The organism is Rhizobium leguminosarum, from assembly GCF_004123835.1.
Classification (GTDB): domain Bacteria; phylum Pseudomonadota; class Alphaproteobacteria; order Rhizobiales; family Rhizobiaceae; genus Rhizobium; species Rhizobium leguminosarum_M.
This window is the reverse complement of sequence record NZ_MZMU01000008.1, coordinates 1-17,105: the sequence shown is the minus strand read 5'-3', so window position 1 is coordinate 17,105 and position 17,105 is coordinate 1. Positions and strand designations below refer to the sequence as shown.

General features: G+C 61.7%; 15 protein-coding genes. 12 read left to right on the top strand and 3 right to left on the bottom strand.

All coding sequences use genetic code 11. From position 1 onward, the window contains the following. Positions 1-3 precede the first annotated feature (3 nt). Both B5P46_RS12510 and B5P46_RS12505 read left to right on the top strand, forming a co-directional pair. Positions 4-321 carry a hypothetical protein gene (locus B5P46_RS12510; protein ID WP_003543245.1) on the top strand — a complete coding sequence of 106 codons (318 nt, stop codon included), beginning with the start codon at positions 4-6 and terminating at the stop codon, positions 319-321. A gap of 72 nt (positions 322-393) precedes the next feature. After that, positions 394-561, top strand: a complete 168-nt coding sequence (locus B5P46_RS12505; RefSeq protein ID WP_129418927.1) for a Flp family type IVb pilin — start codon at positions 394-396, stop codon at positions 559-561. A gap of 15 nt (positions 562-576) precedes the next feature. On the opposite strand, the gene B5P46_RS12500 is transcribed toward B5P46_RS12505, so the two are convergent. Further along, positions 577-1,461, bottom strand: coding sequence for a methyltransferase domain-containing protein (locus B5P46_RS12500; protein WP_129418926.1), 885 nt, complete (start codon positions 1,459-1,461; stop codon positions 577-579). Positions 1,462-1,538: 77 nt separating this feature from the next. Here B5P46_RS12500 and B5P46_RS12495 point away from each other — a divergent pair, with 77 nt between their 5' ends. Genes B5P46_RS12495 through B5P46_RS12480 form a run of 4 tightly spaced genes read left to right on the top strand, consistent with a single transcriptional unit; the run spans position 1,539 to position 3,897 of the window. Beyond that, the gene (locus tag B5P46_RS12495; protein WP_129418925.1) at positions 1,539-2,315 is read left to right on the top strand and encodes a ComF family protein; all 777 of its coding nucleotides are present in this window, start codon (positions 1,539-1,541) and stop codon (positions 2,313-2,315) included. 31 nt (positions 2,316-2,346) lie between these two features. Beyond that, a complete protein-coding gene (gene grxC / locus B5P46_RS12490; protein ID WP_129418924.1) occupies positions 2,347-2,604 on the top strand; it encodes a glutaredoxin 3 in 258 nt (85 codons plus the stop codon). 10 nt (positions 2,605-2,614) lie between these two features. After that, on the top strand, positions 2,615-3,472 hold the full coding sequence (locus B5P46_RS12485; protein ID WP_129418923.1) for a carbon-nitrogen hydrolase family protein: 858 nt from the start codon (positions 2,615-2,617) through the stop codon (positions 3,470-3,472). Then, entirely contained in the window at positions 3,469-3,897 is a 429-nt protein-coding gene (locus B5P46_RS12480; RefSeq protein ID WP_129418922.1) for a DUF1178 family protein, read from the top strand. Before B5P46_RS12485 ends, B5P46_RS12480 begins: the two co-directional genes overlap by 4 nt. A gap of 83 nt (positions 3,898-3,980) precedes the next feature. Here B5P46_RS12480 and ubiG read toward each other — a convergent pair whose 3' ends face one another. After that, positions 3,981-4,727, bottom strand: a complete 747-nt coding sequence (gene ubiG, locus B5P46_RS12475; RefSeq protein WP_129418921.1) for a bifunctional 2-polyprenyl-6-hydroxyphenol methylase/3-demethylubiquinol 3-O-methyltransferase UbiG — start codon at positions 4,725-4,727, stop codon at positions 3,981-3,983. 298 nt (positions 4,728-5,025) lie between these two features. Here ubiG and B5P46_RS12470 point away from each other — a divergent pair, with 298 nt between their 5' ends. The 6 genes from B5P46_RS12470 (at position 5,026) to clpB (ending at position 14,583) form a co-directional block, all read left to right on the top strand. Then, positions 5,026-6,300: an aspartate kinase gene (locus B5P46_RS12470; protein ID WP_011653679.1), complete on the top strand. Its 1,275-nt coding sequence runs from the start codon at positions 5,026-5,028 to the stop codon at positions 6,298-6,300. An 88-nt stretch (positions 6,301-6,388) separates the two neighbouring features. Then, positions 6,389-8,656: a phosphoenolpyruvate--protein phosphotransferase gene (gene ptsP / locus B5P46_RS12465; RefSeq protein WP_129418920.1), complete on the top strand. Its 2,268-nt coding sequence runs from the start codon at positions 6,389-6,391 to the stop codon at positions 8,654-8,656. Positions 8,657-8,685: 29 nt separating this feature from the next. Beyond that, positions 8,686-9,765, top strand: coding sequence for a peptide chain release factor 1 (prfA, locus tag B5P46_RS12460; protein ID WP_129418919.1), 1,080 nt, complete (start codon positions 8,686-8,688; stop codon positions 9,763-9,765). Beyond that, positions 9,762-10,622, top strand: coding sequence for a peptide chain release factor N(5)-glutamine methyltransferase (prmC, locus tag B5P46_RS12455; protein ID WP_129418918.1), 861 nt, complete (start codon positions 9,762-9,764; stop codon positions 10,620-10,622). Before prfA ends, prmC begins: the two co-directional genes overlap by 4 nt. 341 nt (positions 10,623-10,963) lie before the next feature. Further along, positions 10,964-11,731: a DUF4167 domain-containing protein gene (locus B5P46_RS12450; RefSeq protein WP_129418917.1), complete on the top strand. Its 768-nt coding sequence runs from the start codon at positions 10,964-10,966 to the stop codon at positions 11,729-11,731. A gap of 251 nt (positions 11,732-11,982) precedes the next feature. Beyond that, on the top strand, positions 11,983-14,583 hold the full coding sequence (clpB, locus tag B5P46_RS12445) for an ATP-dependent chaperone ClpB (RefSeq protein WP_129418916.1): 2,601 nt from the start codon (positions 11,983-11,985) through the stop codon (positions 14,581-14,583). Positions 14,584-14,684: 101 nt separating this feature from the next. Here the strand turns inward: clpB and B5P46_RS12440 are convergent, their stop codons facing one another. Further along, positions 14,685-16,625, bottom strand: a complete 1,941-nt coding sequence (locus tag B5P46_RS12440) for a M23 family metallopeptidase (protein WP_033182109.1) — start codon at positions 16,623-16,625, stop codon at positions 14,685-14,687. Positions 16,626-17,105: the final 480 nt, after the last annotated feature.

Here is a 17,105-nt window from a genome sequence, read left to right as displayed (position 1 = left end):
GTTATGGACGATGATTTCTGGAAAGCTGTCCGGGAAAAGGAACGGGCCTCGTCTGCCTCGCGCAGGACGGGTGCGCTGAATATCGCCCTCCTGTTCGGCACGGCGGTGGTCGCGCTGACGCTTATTCTGACGCCAATGCTTGCGGATTCCTCGAAGAAAAGCGTCTTTGCCAGTGCTCCGGCGGATTTCGATACGATCACGACAGGATCGATCCCCAAGAGCGAAAGCGGCAAGCGTTACACGATCCGCCGCAGCGTCCTCCAGGATACGCCCGGCTCGGTCTGCGTCGTCCAGGGCTACGGTGTCGGCGCCGGTTGCTGAAAAATACCGGCCATCGTCCCGATGGTCGTGGAATTGGGCGTTTGTTGTCGGTTTCTCGCGGCGGGTGGGGTCATGCGTCTTTTGAAAGCATTTGTTGCAGATACCAGAGGTGCGACGGCGATCGAGTATGGCCTGGTCGCCGCCCTCATTGGCGCCGCTCTCGTCTCCGCTCTTGGGGTCTTCTCCGGCGCCCTGCACGACGTCTTCAACGTGATCAACAACAATCTGACCGTGAATTGAAGAAGCAGCCGGCTGCTACTGTCTGAGCTTGTGCTCGTCCACCTTCAGCGCATCGGCAAGGCGTGCCTTGGCCGAGCCCGGCCTGAGCGGCTTTTGCTGGCTCTCGTGCGGCGCCCATCCTGAGACGTAGATGATCGAGAAGGTGGCGCGGATGCGTCCGTCGGGATCGGAATAACGTTCGGCGTAGATTTCCGCTGCACGCAGGAAGAAGGCGCGCGTCAGCGGCATCCGGGCGCGGGCTGCGAGCGGGTTGCTCATGCCCATCGCTCTTAGATCCCGCATCAGTGGAAAGAGTGAATCATAACGCACGGTATAGTTTTCCGCGTCGATCACCGGCAGCGTGAAGCCGGCGCGCTGCATGAGGCTGCCGACATCGCGCACATCGGCGAAGGGAATGACACGCGGGCTTGCGCCGCCTGTCATCTCGACCTCGGCAGCCAGCAGCACGTCGCGCAGCTCCTGCAGGGTTCCGGCGCCGGGGATCGCTGCCAGGAAAAGGCCGTCCGGCTTCAGGGCGCGGCGGATCTGGATGAAGACACCCGGCGTATCGTTGGTCAGATGCAGGCTGAGCGGCGCAAGGATGAGATTGACCGATTGCAGTTCGAGCGGCACGTCCTCGAGCGGCGCCTCGATCAAGATTTCGTCCGGCCCGGCATAGGCCTTCTCGCTTTCGACGCGGATCATCGTGCCGATCTTGCCCGTTGCCAGCGCGGCCCGGGCGGCAGCACCGGTCGCGCCATGCAGTTCGACGGCGGTCCCGAAGGTCCGCTCGACCACGGAAAGCCTTTCGCCCATTTCCTCAGCGGCGATGTCGAGCAGGAAGGCGGCTTTCGGATCGTTGTTGGCAAGCGCGCGATGGCGATGTGCGGCGATCAGGGCTCTGTCGAAGATCGTTTCCATGGCGATGTCCTTAGTCCCGCGCCGCCCGTGCGGCAAGACGATTTTCCTTTCGCGAAGAACACGCTAGTCTCGACGGCATGGTGCCAATCGATTTCGAAAGACCGGTAGAATTCTTGCGGGTGCATCTCTTGCGGCCGTTCTCGGTGCTTGCCGATTTTTTCTATCCGCCGGCCTGTTCCGTCTGCGGCATTTCGACCGGCGGCCATCGCGGGCTCTGCGCGAAATGCTGGTCCGGCATCCGCTTCATCGAACGGCCCTATTGCGAGGTGCTCGGCATTCCCTTCTCGCACGATCTCGGTGCCGGCATCCTCAGCGCCGAGGCGATCGCCAACCCGCCGCCCTTCGACCGGCTGCGGTCGGCGGCGACCTACGACCACGCGGTCCGCGATCTCGTCCATGGGCTCAAATATCGCGATCGCACCGATCTGGCGCCGATGATGGCAGCCTGGATGCTGCGCGCTTCCGACGGGACGGTCGAAAGCTGCGATGCGCTGATCCCGGTGCCGCTGCACCGTAGCCGCATGCTGGCGCGCAAGTTCAACCAGGCAGCCGAGCTTGCCCGCCATATGGCAAGGCTCTCAGGCAAGCCGCTGCTTGCCGCCACGCTTATTCGCGTCAAGCGCACCAGCCAGCAGGTCGGCCTTGGCGCCAAGGCGCGCGAGGACAATGTCAGGGGCGCTTTTTCGATTGCCAAGGGTTGCGAAAACGACATTTTCGGCAAGCGCATCGTCCTCGTCGACGACGTCTATACAACAGGGGCGACGGTCGCTGCGGCAAGCCGGACACTACGCAAGGCGGGTGCGGCCGACATAACGGTTTTGACCTTTGCAAGGGCTCTCTCCGAGCCTATATGACAGGAATACCCGGCATCAGTCTGGAGAGATTATGGTACCCGTCACCATCTATACACGGCAGTTTTGCGGCTATTGCACCCGCGCCAAGTCCCTTCTCGAAGAAAAGGGCGTCGAATATGTCGAGCGCGACGCGACCTTTTCGCCGGATCTTCGTCAGGAGATGATCGGTAAGTCGAACGGGCGTACCACTTTTCCGCAGATATTCATCGGCGCCGATCATGTCGGCGGTTGCGACGATCTCTTTGCGCTCGATCGGGCCGGCAAGCTCGACCCGATGCTGGCGGCCTGAGGAAGAACCGATGAGCTTCAAGGCCGCCGCCGTCCAGATGTGCTCCGGGGTCGATCCGGTGAAGAATGCCGCCGCCATGGCGCGGCTGGTGCGCGAGGCCGCTGGCCAGGGCGCGACTTATGTGCAGACACCCGAGATGACCGGCATGCTGCAGCGAGACCGTACAGCGGCACGCGCCGTGCTTGCCGACGAGGCGCATGACATCATCGTCAGGACCGGCTCAGAACTCGCTAGGGAATTCGGCATCCACATGCATGTCGGTTCGACGGCAATCGCCCTTGCCGACGGCAAGATCGCCAATCGCGGTTTCCTGTTCGGTCCCGACGGCAGGATTCTCAATCGCTACGACAAGATCCATATGTTCGACGTCGACCTCGACAATGGCGAGAGCTGGCGTGAAAGTGCCGCTTATACAGCAGGCTCGGAGGCCCGCGTCCTGTCGCTGCCCTTTGCCGAAATGGGCTTCGCGATCTGCTATGACGTGCGTTTTCCCGCCCTCTTCCGCGCCCAGGCGGTTGCCGGCGCCGAGGTGATGACAGTTCCTGCCGCCTTCACCAAGCAGACCGGCGAGGCGCATTGGGAGATCCTGCTCAGGGCACGGGCGATCGAGAACGGGGTCTTCGTCATCGCCGCCGCGCAGGCCGGCCGGCATGACGATGGGCGCGAGACTTTCGGCCATTCGATGATCGTCGATCCCTGGGGCACGGTGCTGGCGTCGGCCGGCGCCACCGGCGAGGCGGTTATCGTCGCCGAGATCGATCCGAGTGCGGTCAAGGCTGCGCATGACAAGATCCCGAACCTGAGGAATGGCCGGGAATTCTCGGTCGAGAAGATTGCGGGGGCAGTCGCCGGAGGCGTCGCCGCTTGATCCGCTATTCCCTCACCTGCGACAAAGCCCATGAATTCGAAGGCTGGTTTTCGGAGAGCGCCGATTTCGACCGTCAGGTCGAAACCGGCTTCCTGACCTGCCCGGTCTGTCATTCCGCCGCCATTTCCAAGCTGTTGATGGCGCCTTCGGTGTCGACCGCGCGTGGGAAGGACGCGATGCAGACGCTGGCGATGGATGCCATGCGCCGCGAGGCCCTGCAAAAACTCAAGGAGGCCGTTGCGGCGGTCAAGGCCAATTCCGAGGACGTCGGCACGCAGTTTCCCGAAGAAGCCCGCAGGATCCATTACGGCGAGGCGGATGCCCGCGGCATCATCGGCCAGGCGACGGTCGACGAGGCGCAGGCGCTTTTGGAAGAGGGCATCGAGATCGCAGCCATTCCCGTCTTGCCGGAAGACGTGAACTGACATGAAGTCCGCGCGTATGGCCCGCTACAATTTCGGTCTAGGTCGCGCCTGTTGAAAGTTAGCCGACTTATTGATGGTCGGAACTATGCCGGCCGCTTTGCCACCAGCATATAGTTGACATCCATATCCCTAGACAGATTCCACTGGTTCGACAGCGGATTGAAGAAGACGCCGGTGCGATCGGTGATCTCAAGGCCGTTTGCGGCCAGCGGCTTTTCCAGCTCTTCCGGGCGTACCAGCTTTTCATACTGATGTGTGCCGCGCGGCAGCCAGCGCAGAATGTTCTCGGCGGCGAAGATGGCAAGTGCTGCCGCCTTCATCGTGCGGTTGATGGTGGCAACAAAGATCAGGCCGCCGGGGCGGACCATTTTCGCGCAGGTCGTCATAAAGAATTCGACATCGGCGACATGTTCCACCACCTCCATGTTCAAGACGATATCGAAGGTTTCGCCAGCCTCAGTGAGTTCCTCGGCGGTGACAGCGCGATAGTCGACTGAAACGCCGGAGGCCTTCGCGTGAGTGGAGGCGATGCCAATATTTTTCTCGGACGGATCGGCGCCGACGACAGAAGCGCCCATGCGGGCGACAGGTTCGGACAACAGACCGCCGCCGCAGCCGATATCGAGCACGCGCAGGCCTTCGAGCGGGCGCGCGCTTTTCGGATCACGGCTGAAATTCTCGCAGGCTTTGTCGCGAATATAGCCGAGCCGGACGGGATTGAACTTGTGCAGCGGCCGGAATTTGCCGGTCGGGCTCCACCATTCCGCCGCCATCGCCGAGAAGCGGTCCACTTCGCCCTGGTCGATCGTGCTTCTGGCGGTTTCCGTCATCGTCCACTCCTTGCGTTCTGACATGTGAAGTCGGATGATCGGGGGCATAAGTCAAGGGGCGCAGATCAGGGGATTGGCGAGCGCGGAACCGCTCGCCAATAGCTTTTATCGCGCGCGCTTGCCTCCCCCCGCCAAACTCGCTAAGAGACGCCGCAACTTGGGGCCTTTGGGGCCTGGGCTTTTAGAGCGGTTCCAGAAGTTGGCAATCCGGTTCTTTGGCCCAAGCGGTCTGCCCCAGAGCTTTCGTGATGCCGGGTCCGGTTTTCCGCTTTCCCGGCGCCAGTCGTGGTAGAGGCATATGGCACGCATCGTAATGAAATTCGGCGGCACGTCCGTCGCTGACCTGGACCGCATCAAGAACGTTGCCCGCCACGTAAAACGCGAAGTCGATGCCGGGCACGAGGTGGCGGTGGTCGTCTCGGCCATGTCCGGCAAAACCAATGAACTGGTCGGCTGGGTCCAGGGCACGCCGAAGGTGATCGGCGCCAATTCTCCATTTTACGATGCACGGGAATATGATGCGGTGGTCGCATCCGGCGAGCAAGTGACCTCCGGTCTGCTGGCGATCGCATTGCAGGCGATGGATATCAATGCCCGTTCCTGGCAGGGATGGCAGATCCCGATCCGCACCGACAATGCGCATGGCGCAGCACGGATCATGGAGATCGACGGCTCCGACATCGTCAAGCGCATGGGCGAGGGGCAGGTCGCCGTCATCTCCGGCTTCCAGGGGTTGGGACCCGACAACCGTATCGCGACGTTGGGACGCGGCGGATCGGACACTTCGGCCGTCGCAATCGCGGCAGCTGTCAAGGCAGACCGCTGCGATATCTACACTGATGTCGACGGCGTCTACACCACCGACCCGCGCATCGTGCCGAAGGCGCGCAGGCTGAAAAAGATCGCCTTTGAGGAAATGCTGGAAATGGCCTCGCTCGGCGCCAAGGTACTGCAGGTGCGCTCGGTCGAGCTCGCCATGGTACACAAGGTGCGCACCTTCGTGCGCTCATCATTCGAAGATCCCGATGCTCCGGGCATGGGCGATCTGCTGAACCCGCCCGGAACGCTGATTTGTGACGAGGATGAAATCGTGGAACAGGAAGTAGTCACCGGCATCGCCTATGCCAAGGATGAGGCTCAGATCTCGCTTCGCCGTCTTGCCGACCGGCCGGGCGTCTCCGCGGCGATCTTCGGGCCGCTCGCCGAATCCCATATCAATGTCGACATGATCGTCCAGAATATTTCCGAGGACGGGTCGAAGACCGACATGACCTTCACCGTACCGTCAGGCGACGTCGAGAAGGCGATCAAGGTGCTCGGCGACCATAAGGAGAAGATCGGCTACGATGTCGTGCAGAACGAATCGGGGCTGGTGAAAGTATCGGTCATCGGCATCGGCATGCGCAGCCATGCGGGCGTTGCCGCTACCGCATTTCGTGCACTTGCCGAAAAAGGCATCAACATCAAGGCGATCACCACCTCCGAGATCAAGATTTCCATCCTGATCGACGGTCCCTATGCAGAACTCGCTGTCAGGACTTTGCATTCCTGCTACGGTCTGGATAAGAATTGATTCCCAGCGGGCGGCCTGCCCCTTCAGGTTGAGGAGATGAGGCCGGCCCGCCGGGACTAAGTGCGTTGTTTCGGGAGCTTGAGACGCCATGAGAGACCTTTCCGGCGGTCCGCGCGTGCTGCTCAGGCGGCTGCGCGAGTTGATGGCGGAGCCGCTGGAGCCGCAGGATCGTCTTGACCGGATCGTTCGCCAGATCGCCGGCAACATGGTGGCGGAGGTTTGCTCCGTCTATGTGCTGCGCGCCGACGGCGTCCTCGAACTCTACGCGACCGAAGGCCTCAACCGCGAGGCCGTGCATCTGGCGCAACTGAAGATGGGGCAGGGCCTGGTCGGCACCATCGCGGCCTCGGCCCAGCCATTGAACCTTTCCGACGCGCAGTCGCACCCTGCCTTCCGCTACCTGCCGGAAACGGGCGAAGAAATCTACCATTCCTTCCTCGGCGTGCCGATCCTCAGGACCGGGCGCTCGCTCGGCGTTCTCGTCGTGCAAAACAAGGCGAGCCGCAACTATCGCGAGGAAGAGCTGGAAGCGCTCGAGACGACGGCGATGGTGCTTGCAGAGATGATCGCCACCGGCGAGCTCAAGAAGATCACCAAGCCCGGCCTCGAACTCGACCTGACGCGTTCGGTCACCGTCGACGGCGACACTTATAATGACGGCATCGGCCTCGGTTATGTCGTGCTGCACGAGCCGCGCATCGTCGTCACCAATCTGCTGAACGAGGATGCCGAGAAGGAAATCCGGCGGCTGGCCGAAGCCATGGGCTCGCTCAGGATTTCGATCGACGACATGCTGTCGCGTCGCGACGTCTCGATGGAGGGCGAACACCGCGAGGTGCTCGAAACCTATCGTATGTTTGCGCACGACCAGGGCTGGGTGCGCAAGCTCGAGGAGGCGATCCGCAACGGTCTGACGGCGGAAGCGGCGGTCGAGAAAGTGCAGAGCGACACCAAGGCGCGGATGATGCGGTTGACCGACCCCTATCTGCGCGAACGCATGCATGATTTCGAGGATCTGGCGAACCGGCTGCTCAGACAGTTGACCGGTTATACCGGCCGGACGACCGGCGAAGGTTTCCCCAGCGATGCGATCATTCTGGCGCGCGCTATGGGAGCGGCCGAACTGCTCGATTATCCGCGCGCCAATGTGCGCGGGCTGGTGCTGGAAGAAGGGGCGGTGACGAGCCATGTGGTGATCGTTGCGCGGGCCATGGGCATTCCCGTCATCGGCCAGGCGGCGGGCGTGGTGGCGCTCGCCGAGAACGGCGATGCTGTGATCATCGACGCCGACGAGGGACATGTGCATCTGCGGCCGATGGCCGATCACCGGCGTTCCTACGAGGAAAAGGTCCGCTTCCGCGCCAGGCGGCAGGAACAGTTCCGGGCGCTGCGCGCCGTCGAGCCGGTGACCAAGGATGGGCAGCGGATCGCGCTGATGATGAATGCCGGCCTGCTGGTCGACCTGCCGCAGCTTTCGGAATCGGGTGCCGAGGGCATCGGCCTCTTCCGCACCGAGCTGCAGTTCATGATCGCCTCCACCATGCCGAAGGCGGAGGAGCAGGAGCAGTTCTATCGCAATGTGATAAAACAGGCGGCGGGCCGCACCGTCACTTTCCGTACGCTCGATATCGGCGGCGACAAGGTCGTGCCCTATTTCCGTGGGCATGAGGAAGAAAATCCCGCACTCGGCTGGCGCGCCATCCGGCTGTCGCTCGACCGGCCGGGACTGTTGCGCACCCAGTTGCGCGCCCTGTTGAAGGCATCGGCCGACACCGAGCTGAAGCTGATGGTGCCGATGGTGACCGAGGTTTCCGAGCTGAAGATGGTGCGCGAACTCTTGCAGAAGGAAGTGCAGCATCTCTCGCGCTTCGGCCACGGTCTGCCGCGCAAGCTGCAATTCGGGGCGATGCTGGAGGTGCCGGCACTGCTTTGGCAGCTCGACGAGTTGATGGAGGCGGTCGATTTCGTCTCGGTCGGTTCGAACGATCTCTTCCAGTTCTCGATGGCGGTCGATCGCGGCAATGCACGGGTTTCGGATCGCTTCGATCCGCTCGGCAAGCCGTTCTTGCGCATCCTGCGCGATATCGTGCGCGGGGCGGAGCGGAACAAGACTCCGGTGACGCTCTGCGGCGAACTCGCCAGCAAACCCATCTCGGCGATGGCGCTGCTCGGCATCGGCTTCCGCTCGATCTCGATGTCGCCGGCCTCGATCGGACCGGTGAAGGCGATGCTGCTCGGGCTCGATGTCGGGGCACTGACGAAGGCGATGGGCGAGGTGCTGGACGATCACCACGCCATGATGCCGATGCGCGAGGTGCTTGCCCGCTTCGCCGAGAGCCACAATATTCCTCTTTAGACAGAGATTAAGAAGAATCGGAGTGAAGGGTGGCGAAGCTTCCCGTTGAAAAGATGCGCGAGCTGGAACGTCGTTTCGGCGAGATCGAGGCGCGCATGTCGGCTGGCCCGGCTGCCGATGTCTATGTGAAGCTCGCATCCGAATATTCCGAGCTGCAGCCTGTCGTGACGAAGATCCGCGTCTATGAGAAGGCGGTCGCCGAGCTTGCCGATCTCGAAACGCTGCTCGAGGACAGGTCGGTCGACCGCGAGATGCGCGACCTCGCCGAGCTGGAGCTGCCCGAGGTGAAAGAGCAGATCGAGGCGCTGGAACAGGAGATGCAGATCCTGCTTCTGCCGAAGGATGCAGCCGACGAAAAGAGCGCGATCCTCGAAATCCGCGCTGGCACGGGTGGTTCGGAAGCCGCCCTTTTCGCCGGTGATCTCTTTCGCATGTATGAGCGCTTTGCGGCGGAAAAGGACTGGAAGGTGGAGGTGCTCTCGGCGAGTGAGGGCGAAGCCGGCGGCTACAAGGAAATCATCGCGACGATCACCGGCAGGGGCGTCTTTGCCAAGCTGAAATTCGAATCGGGCGTGCATCGCGTGCAGCGTGTGCCTGAGACCGAGGCGGGGGGGCGCATCCATACGTCGGCCGCAACGGTTGCGGTGCTGCCGGAGGCCGAGGAGATCGACATCGAGATCCGGGCTGAAGACATCCGCATCGACACGATGCGCTCTTCGGGTGCTGGCGGCCAGCACGTCAACACGACGGACTCAGCGGTGCGCATCACCCACCTGCCGAGCGGCATCGTCGTCACCAGCTCGGAAAAATCGCAACACCAAAATCGCGCCAAGGCGATGCAGGTGCTGCGCTCCAGGCTTTATGATGCCGAGCGGCAGAGAGCCGATAGCGAGCGCTCTGCCGATCGCAAAAGCCAGGTCGGCTCCGGCGACCGTTCGGAACGCATCCGCACCTATAATTTCCCGCAGGGGCGGGTGACGGACCATCGCATCAATCTGACGCTCTATAAGCTCGACCGAATGATGGAAGGCGAAATCGAGGAGGTCGTCGACGCGCTGATGGCCGATTACCAGGCCAGCCAGCTGGCGCAGCTCGGCGAGCAACAATGAGCTCGACGGTCGCCGATATGCTTGCCGAAGCGCGCCGTCGCTTCACCGAGGCCGGTATCGTCGACCCGGCGACCGATGCGCGGCTGCTTGTTGCGGGCCTTCTGAAATTGTCGCCGACCGAGCTGTTGACGCGATCGGGCGAAAGGCTCTCTCCTGAGCGGGCCGAAGTGATATTCAAGGCGCTGGAGCGGCGGCTCGGTCATGAGCCGGTGCATCGCATTCTCGGCGAGCGGGAATTCTATGGCCTGCCGTTGCGGCTCTCGGCGGAAACGCTGGAACCGCGGCCGGATACCGAAATCCTGGTCGATACGGTTCTCGTCTATCTCAAAGACCTTGCAAAGGCGCAAAGCCGTCTCCATATCCTTGACATGGGAACCGGGACCGGGGCGATATGCCTTGCGCTTTTGAGCGAGTGTCCTGATGGGTCAGGTGTCGGCAGCGACATATCGGCGGATGCACTTCTGACGGCAAGATCGAATGCAGAAAGAAACGGATTGCAGGATCGTTTTCAGGTCGTACAGTCGAGTTGGTTCGAGAACATCCAGGGATCCTTTCACGCGATTGTCTCAAATCCGCCCTATATTGCTTCCAATGTCATTCACGATCTCGCTCCCGAAGTGACGAAATTTGATCCGGCTGCGGCTCTGGATGGCGGCCCGGATGGGCTTGACGCTTACAAAGCCATAGCCAAGGATGCGGCACGGTTCATCAGGCCCGATGGGGTCGTCGGACTGGAGATCGGCTACGATCAGCGAAACGACGTGACGGCGATCTTTGAAGCGAAAGGCTTCAGGTGCCTCAAATCCGTGAAAGATTATGGTCAGAACGACAGGGTGCTCGTGTTCGCGCTCGCATGAGAGACGATAATGCGGCATTGAACAGGACATTATTGTTATTGCGAAGAAAAGGCTTGGATTTCCCGGTGAAGCAATATAGGCTGCGGTCACGTGTTGGGCAGATAGGAATGAACGAGATTCGTTCGGTACTTGGTTTGCCTCGGGGGTCCGCTCTTTTAAACGAGAGTTTCAACGGTTGAACACGACCCAATGCGTGAATCAGTCAAACTGATTTGAGAACCAAGCGGCAGGTCGGCGCAAAGGCGCAGTATGCTCGCGGCACAAAGGTCCTGACCCGGTTTCCGGTCATGGCGGTTGGTGCCATGTATCCATCACAAACAGAGAATTCAGGTGAACGATCTATGAGGCCAGGACAGCAGAACAAGCGCGGTCGAGGGCGTGGTAACAATAACGGCGGCGGTGGCGGCGGCGGTGGAAATAACAATAACAACAATTTCAACCGCAAGGGCGGCAATCCGCTCACCCGGACTTATGACAGCTCCGGCCCCGACGTGAAGATTCGCGGTACGGCGCAGCATATCGCCGAAAAATACGCGCAGCTGGCCCGCGACGCCCATAGCTCCGGTGATCGTGTGATGGCCGAGAACTATCTCCAGCACGCCGAACATTACAATCGTATCATCGCCAGCGCCCAGGCGCAGATGCAGGAACGCTTCCAGCGCGACGACCGCGGCGAGTACAATGATCGCGACGGTGCGGACCGCGACGGCGATGATATGGATAACAATGACAATGAGAATGACAATGACGGCGACGATGTCGTTATCGTCCAGCCGCCGCAGAGCAGGCCGCAACAGCCGCAGCAGAGTAGACAGCACCAGCCGCAGGCACAGCCGAAGCCGGTAGCCGCTCAGGCGCCGGCACCGGCACCCCAGTCCGAGGTCATCGATGGAACCGGCCCGCAGCCGGAGATCGAAGGCATTCCGGCCGAAGTCGCCATGGACGAGGAAGGTGCCGGCGGCCAGCCGCGCGAACGCCAGCCCCGCCGCCGCAGCACCGGCAGCCGTCCCCGTCGCCCGCGTCGCGGCGCTGAGGGCGAAGAAGCCGCCGCTGAAGGCGAGGGTGCCTCTGCCGAGGCGCCAGTGCTGGCTGACGTCGCATCGGAATGAGGATTTCGCTTCCCCTTCAGGGAGAGCGTGAAGTTCATGCCATCTACTCGAATTAGCTTGAAAATCCCCGGCCTTGTGCCGGGGATTTTCATTTTATGGGCTCTTTAAACTCGCAGAACAGGCTACCATATTCTCTTCGAACTGCTTCGCCCGAGCCCCAGCCGGGCAAAGTGCGACCTGCCTTTTCAGGGGGTCGATCTCAATCATCGGTCTGCGCCTCGTCAGGGCAGGGCGATCAATGGAGGTAGAATATGAATATCGAGAAATATTCGGAGCGGGTGCGCGGTTTCATCCAGTCCGCCCAGACCTATGCGTTGGCGCAGGGTCACCAGCAATTCACGCCCGAACATGTGCTGAAAGTCCTGCTCGACGACGATCAGGGCATGGCGGCGTCGTTGATCGAGCGCGCTGGCGGCGATGCCAAGGCCGCCCGCCTGGCCAATGACGCGGCTCTCGCCAAATTGCCAAAAATCTCCGGCGGCAACGGCAATATCTATCTGGCACAACCACTCGCCAAGGTCCTTTCGACCGCCGAAGAAGCGGCGAAGAAGGCCGGCGACAGCTTCGTCACGGTGGAACGCCTGCTGCAGGCGCTGGCGATCGAATCCTCGGCCTCGACCTTTTCGACGCTGAAGAACGCAGGCGTGACGGCCCAGGGCCTCAACCAGGTCATCAACGACATCCGCAAGGGTCGGACGGCGGATTCCTCCAATGCCGAGCAGGGTTTCGACTCGCTGAAGAAATTCGCACGCGATCTCACCGCCGAAGCCCGCGAGGGCAAGCTCGACCCGGTGATCGGCCGCGACGACGAAATCCGCCGCACCATCCAGGTGCTTTCGCGCCGCACCAAGAACAACCCTGTGCTGATCGGCGAACCCGGCGTCGGCAAGACGGCGATCGTCGAGGGGCTGGCGCTGCGCATCGTCAACGGTGACGTGCCGGAATCGCTCAAGGACAAGAAACTGATGGCGCTCGACATGGGCGCGCTGATTGCCGGCGCGAAATATCGCGGCGAATTCGAGGAGCGGCTAAAGGCTGTGCTCAATGAAGTCCAGGCGGAAAACGGCGAGATCATCCTGTTCATCGACGAGATGCACACGCTGGTGGGCGCCGGCAAGGCGGATGGAGCGATGGATGCCTCCAACCTCCTGAAGCCCGCCCTTGCCCGCGGCGAGCTGCATTGCGTCGGCGCGACTACGCTCGATGAATATCGCAAACATGTCGAGAAGGATCCGGCCCTTGCCCGCCGCTTCCAGCCCGTCGTCGTCGACGAACCGACGGTCGAAGACACGATCTCGATCCTGCGCGGCCTGAAGGAAAAATACGAGCAGCATCACAAGGTGCGCATCGCCGATGCGGCGCTGGTGGCGGCTGCGACGCTTTCCAACCGCTATATCACCGACCGTTTCCTGCCCGACAAGGCGATCGACCTGATGGACGAGGCGGCGGCGCGGTTGCGCATGCAGGTGGATTCCAAGCCGGAAGAGCTCGACGAACTCGACCGCCGCATCATGCAGCTGAAGATCGAGCGCGAAGCGCTGAAAAAGGAAACGGACGTCGCGTCCGCCGACCGTCTGAAGCGGCTGGAAACCGAAGTGACCGATCTCGAGGAACAGGCCGATGCGCTGACGGCCCGCTGGCAGGCGGAAAAGCAGAAACTCGGCCTTGCCGCCGATCTCAAAAAGCAGCTCGATGATGCCCGCAACGAACTGGCGATCGCCCAGCGCAAAGGCGAATTCCAGCGTGCCGGCGAGCTGACCTACGGCGTCATTCCCGACCTTGAAAAGCAGCTCGTCGATGCCGAGAAGCAGGATGGCGACCGCGGCGCGATGGTGCAGGAGGTGGTCACCCCCGACAATATCGCCCATGTCGTTTCCCGCTGGACCGGCATTCCGGTCGACAGGATGCTGGAGGGCGAACGTGACAAGCTGCTTCGGATGGAAGACGAGCTGGCGAAATCGGTGATCGGCCAGGGCGATGCGGTGCAGGCCGTGTCGCGCGCCGTCCGCCGCGCGCGCGCCGGCCTGCAGGATCCGAACCGGCCGATCGGCTCGTTCATCTTCCTCGGTCCGACCGGCGTCGGCAAGACGGAGCTCACCAAGGCGCTCGCCCGCTTCCTCTTCGACGACGAAACGGCGATGGTGCGCATGGACATGTCGGAATACATGGAGAAGCACTCCGTTGCCCGGCTGATCGGCGCACCTCCCGGCTATGTCGGTTATGACGAAGGCGGAGCGCTGACGGAAGCCGTGCGCCGCAGGCCCTATCAGGTCGTGCTGTTCGACGAGATCGAAAAGGCGCATCCCGACGTCTTCAACATCCTGCTGCAGGTGCTGGACGACGGACGCCTGACGGACGGCCAGGGCCGGACGGTCGATTTCCGCAACACGATGATCATCATGACCTCGAACCTCGGCGCCGAATATCTGACGCAGCTGAGGGACGGCGACGACAGCGACACGGTTCGCGAGCAGGTGATGGAGGTCGTGCGCGGGCATTTCAGGCCGGAATTCCTGAACCGCATCGATGAGATCATCCTCTTCCATCGGCTGAAGCGCGAGGAGATGGGCGCGATCGTCGATATCCAGCTGAAGCGGCTGGTGGCTCTGCTGTCCGAGCGCAAGATCGTCATCGATCTCGACGAGGAAGCCCGCCACTGGCTGGCGAACAAGGGTTACGATCCGGTCTACGGCGCAAGGCCGCTGAAGCGGGTGATACAGAAGTTCGTGCAGGATCCGCTGGCCGAGCAGATCCTGTCCGGCCAGGTGCCGGATGGATCGACGGTGACGGTGACGAGCGGTTCGGACCGGCTGCAGTTCAGGACGAGGCAGACGGTGAGCGAAGCTGCGTAAACCCAGTTTGCCGGATGAATGAGAAAATGGCGGCTTCGGCCGCCATTTTTCGTTTGGCGTGGGTAACGCCGGCGGGTCATCAGCTTGTCGGCTTAACGGAATTACTTGCTCGCCACCTGGTCTGGCGTCTGGTTGTTGAGCAGCGTATCGATGCGCTTGCGCTCGTCTTCGAATTTCGCCAGCGCCTCGCCCTGCAGCGATTTTCCGCCTGGCAGGCGAATGCGCAGCGGATCGACCTTGGTGCCGTTGACGATCAGCTCGTAATGCAGGTGCGGGCCGGTGGATTCGCCCGTCGTGCCGACCCAGCCGATCACCTGGCCCTGGCGGATCTTGGCGCCGGGGACGACGCCCTTGGCGATAGCGCTCTGGTGATTGTAGGAGGATTCATAGCCGTTGGCATGGCGCACGATCGTCTGGTTGCCATAACCGCCGGAATCCCAGCCGGCTTTTTCGACCGTGCCGTTGCCGGCGGCGATGATCGCCGTGCCACGCGGCGCTGCCCAGTCGACGCCGGTGTGCATGCGGGCGAAACCGAGGATGGGGTGGCGGCGCATGCCGAAGCCCGATTTGAAAATGCCGTTCGGCACCGGGTTGCGCAGCAGGAACTGGCGGATGCTCTTGCCGTTCTCGTCGAAATAATCGACCGTGCCGTCGTCGGGGTCCTGGAAGCGATAGAAGCGCGTCTGCGTGTCGCCGAAACGGGCGTTGACATAGAGCAGTTCGGAATCCTCGGTCGCCTGACCGGCGCTGTCGGCGACGGAGAAGAAGGCTTCGAGACTGTCGGTCGGCCTCAACTGCGCCTGGAAATCGACATTGCTGGCGAGCAGCTTGATGATCAGCGCCGTCATATCCTTGGTCATGCCGTAGGAAAGGGCAGCTCGATAGATGCCGTCATAGACGCGCGGCAGGTTTTGGCCGGGGGGCGGTGCGAAGGAATTGTCATCGAAGGCGGTGGCGATGGCATCCAGCATCGGCGGCTCACTGCCGGGCACGTATCTGCCCTTGTCGTCGACGGCCACGGTGACGAGATGGCGCGTGCCGCGGTAGACGCTGGCTCGGATGATCTTTGCCTGTTCGCCCTTCTGAATGATGCCGATGCGCAGCACGTCGCCCTTGTCGAGATCACCGGAACCCAATTGCTGCGCGATATAGCCGGCGATGCCATCGGCATATTGCTGCGGATAGCCTGAATCCGTCAGCGCCTTGGCAATCGGCGTGTCGACGCGCACCGGCAGGATGTCGTCGGCAAATTCTTCGGTCTGCGGCGTGATCGATTCCGATGCGGAGACCGTCATGTTCTGTTCGAGCACGCGGGCGGACAGACCGGCGGTCAGATCGACATCGGCGTCCTCGTTGGAGAAACGACGCGGATCGACGTAATAAAGGGCTGCGAGCTGAGTGTTGCCGTCGGTTAGCACCGAGCCGTTGGAGCGCACATTCTCTTCGACCTCCTCGAGCGACAGGCCGGATGCCATCTGCATGCTGGTCTTGCCGGTCGGGAAGGGAATGGTTTTGAGGCTGACTTCGGATTCGACGTCGGAGCCGTAAAGCGCGCCTGTGCGGCTTTGCGGCGCGGGCTGCGGCTCGTCGGCGGAGAAGATCGCCAGGGGATCGAAGTCGGGATAGTCCTCCGTCGCCACATGGTTGGCGGCCAGCGTCATCTTCACATGCGCGAAGGGCTGGCGGCGCACGACTTCCTTTTCGCCGTCGTGGACGACGGTTGAGACTTCCATGATGGCACGGTCGGACGGTTTTGCGGCGATGGCGGGCGCGATCAGCCGGCCGCCGCGGACCACTGTCGTATCCTCATGCGCGTCTGCCGCAACACTTGCATAGGCTTCGGCGGGGATCGCCAGTTGCTGGCGGCCGTCAAGGGCGGCAAAAAGAGCAACCCCCATCAGGACGGAAGATGTAATGCCGGTGAGGAACGTGCCCGAGAGCCAGCGCAAGGAAACTTCGCGCCGGTCGGGCGCGCGTCTGCCGTCGGCCAGAAGCGGAGGCTCGTTGCCTAACGAGCGGATCATCATTTTCTCCGTCATCATGGCAGTCGGGTCCGCGTCCTTACATCAGGCGTCTGTGGGAGCATTGATCGGCCATCCTGGCTGGGGCGAAAGATGTGCATATTTTGGGCATGGAAGTCAAATCACTCAAGAACAGGCAGTCTGCCTGCATTTGCCTGTGTGAATCATGTGTCTCTTAAGACCAGCAGATTGTGATGATGTCGGGGCGCAGGAGACAAAAGAGCGCTCTTTCCACGAAAAGTCGAAAGGCGTTCATCTTTCCTGGCCGCGTAAGACCGGTCGGAATCCGGGAAACGATCGCATTCGCGTGTTGCCTGGAATTTTGCCTGTAAAAACAATTGCCTGAAAGAAAAATCAAATTTTTCGAAAAGCGCTGTTGACTGTTTGGGAGGGTTAGTTCTATAAGCCCACTCACTGAACGAGGGCGGCGGCGCTGCTGGCGACGAAGTCTTTCGTTCTAGTGAAACTCAAGCGGATTGGCGATTGCTGGTTTGTGTTCTG

Excerpts from the sequence above, each read along its gene's own strand:
- B5P46_RS12510 (WP_003543245.1), top strand. The coding sequence starts at position 4 with ATGGACGATGATTTCTGGAAAGCTGTCCGGGAAAAGGAACGGGCCTCG.
- B5P46_RS12505 (WP_129418927.1), top strand. The coding sequence starts at position 394 with ATGCGTCTTTTGAAAGCATTTGTTGCAGATACCAGAGGTGCGACGGCG.
- B5P46_RS12500 (WP_129418926.1), bottom strand. The coding sequence starts at position 1,461 with ATGGAAACGATCTTCGACAGAGCCCTGATCGCCGCACATCGCCATCGC.
- B5P46_RS12495 (WP_129418925.1), top strand. The coding sequence starts at position 1,539 with ATGGTGCCAATCGATTTCGAAAGACCGGTAGAATTCTTGCGGGTGCAT.
- grxC (WP_129418924.1), top strand. The coding sequence starts at position 2,347 with ATGGTACCCGTCACCATCTATACACGGCAGTTTTGCGGCTATTGCACC.
- B5P46_RS12485 (WP_129418923.1), top strand. The coding sequence starts at position 2,615 with ATGAGCTTCAAGGCCGCCGCCGTCCAGATGTGCTCCGGGGTCGATCCG.
- ubiG (WP_129418921.1), bottom strand. The coding sequence starts at position 4,727 with ATGACGGAAACCGCCAGAAGCACGATCGACCAGGGCGAAGTGGACCGC.
- B5P46_RS12470 (WP_011653679.1), top strand. The coding sequence starts at position 5,026 with ATGGCACGCATCGTAATGAAATTCGGCGGCACGTCCGTCGCTGACCTG.
- ptsP (WP_129418920.1), top strand. The coding sequence starts at position 6,389 with ATGAGAGACCTTTCCGGCGGTCCGCGCGTGCTGCTCAGGCGGCTGCGC.
- prmC (WP_129418918.1), top strand. The coding sequence starts at position 9,762 with ATGAGCTCGACGGTCGCCGATATGCTTGCCGAAGCGCGCCGTCGCTTC.
- B5P46_RS12450 (WP_129418917.1), top strand. The coding sequence starts at position 10,964 with ATGAGGCCAGGACAGCAGAACAAGCGCGGTCGAGGGCGTGGTAACAAT.
- clpB (WP_129418916.1), top strand. The coding sequence starts at position 11,983 with ATGAATATCGAGAAATATTCGGAGCGGGTGCGCGGTTTCATCCAGTCC.
- B5P46_RS12440 (WP_033182109.1), bottom strand. The coding sequence starts at position 16,625 with ATGATGACGGAGAAAATGATGATCCGCTCGTTAGGCAACGAGCCTCCG.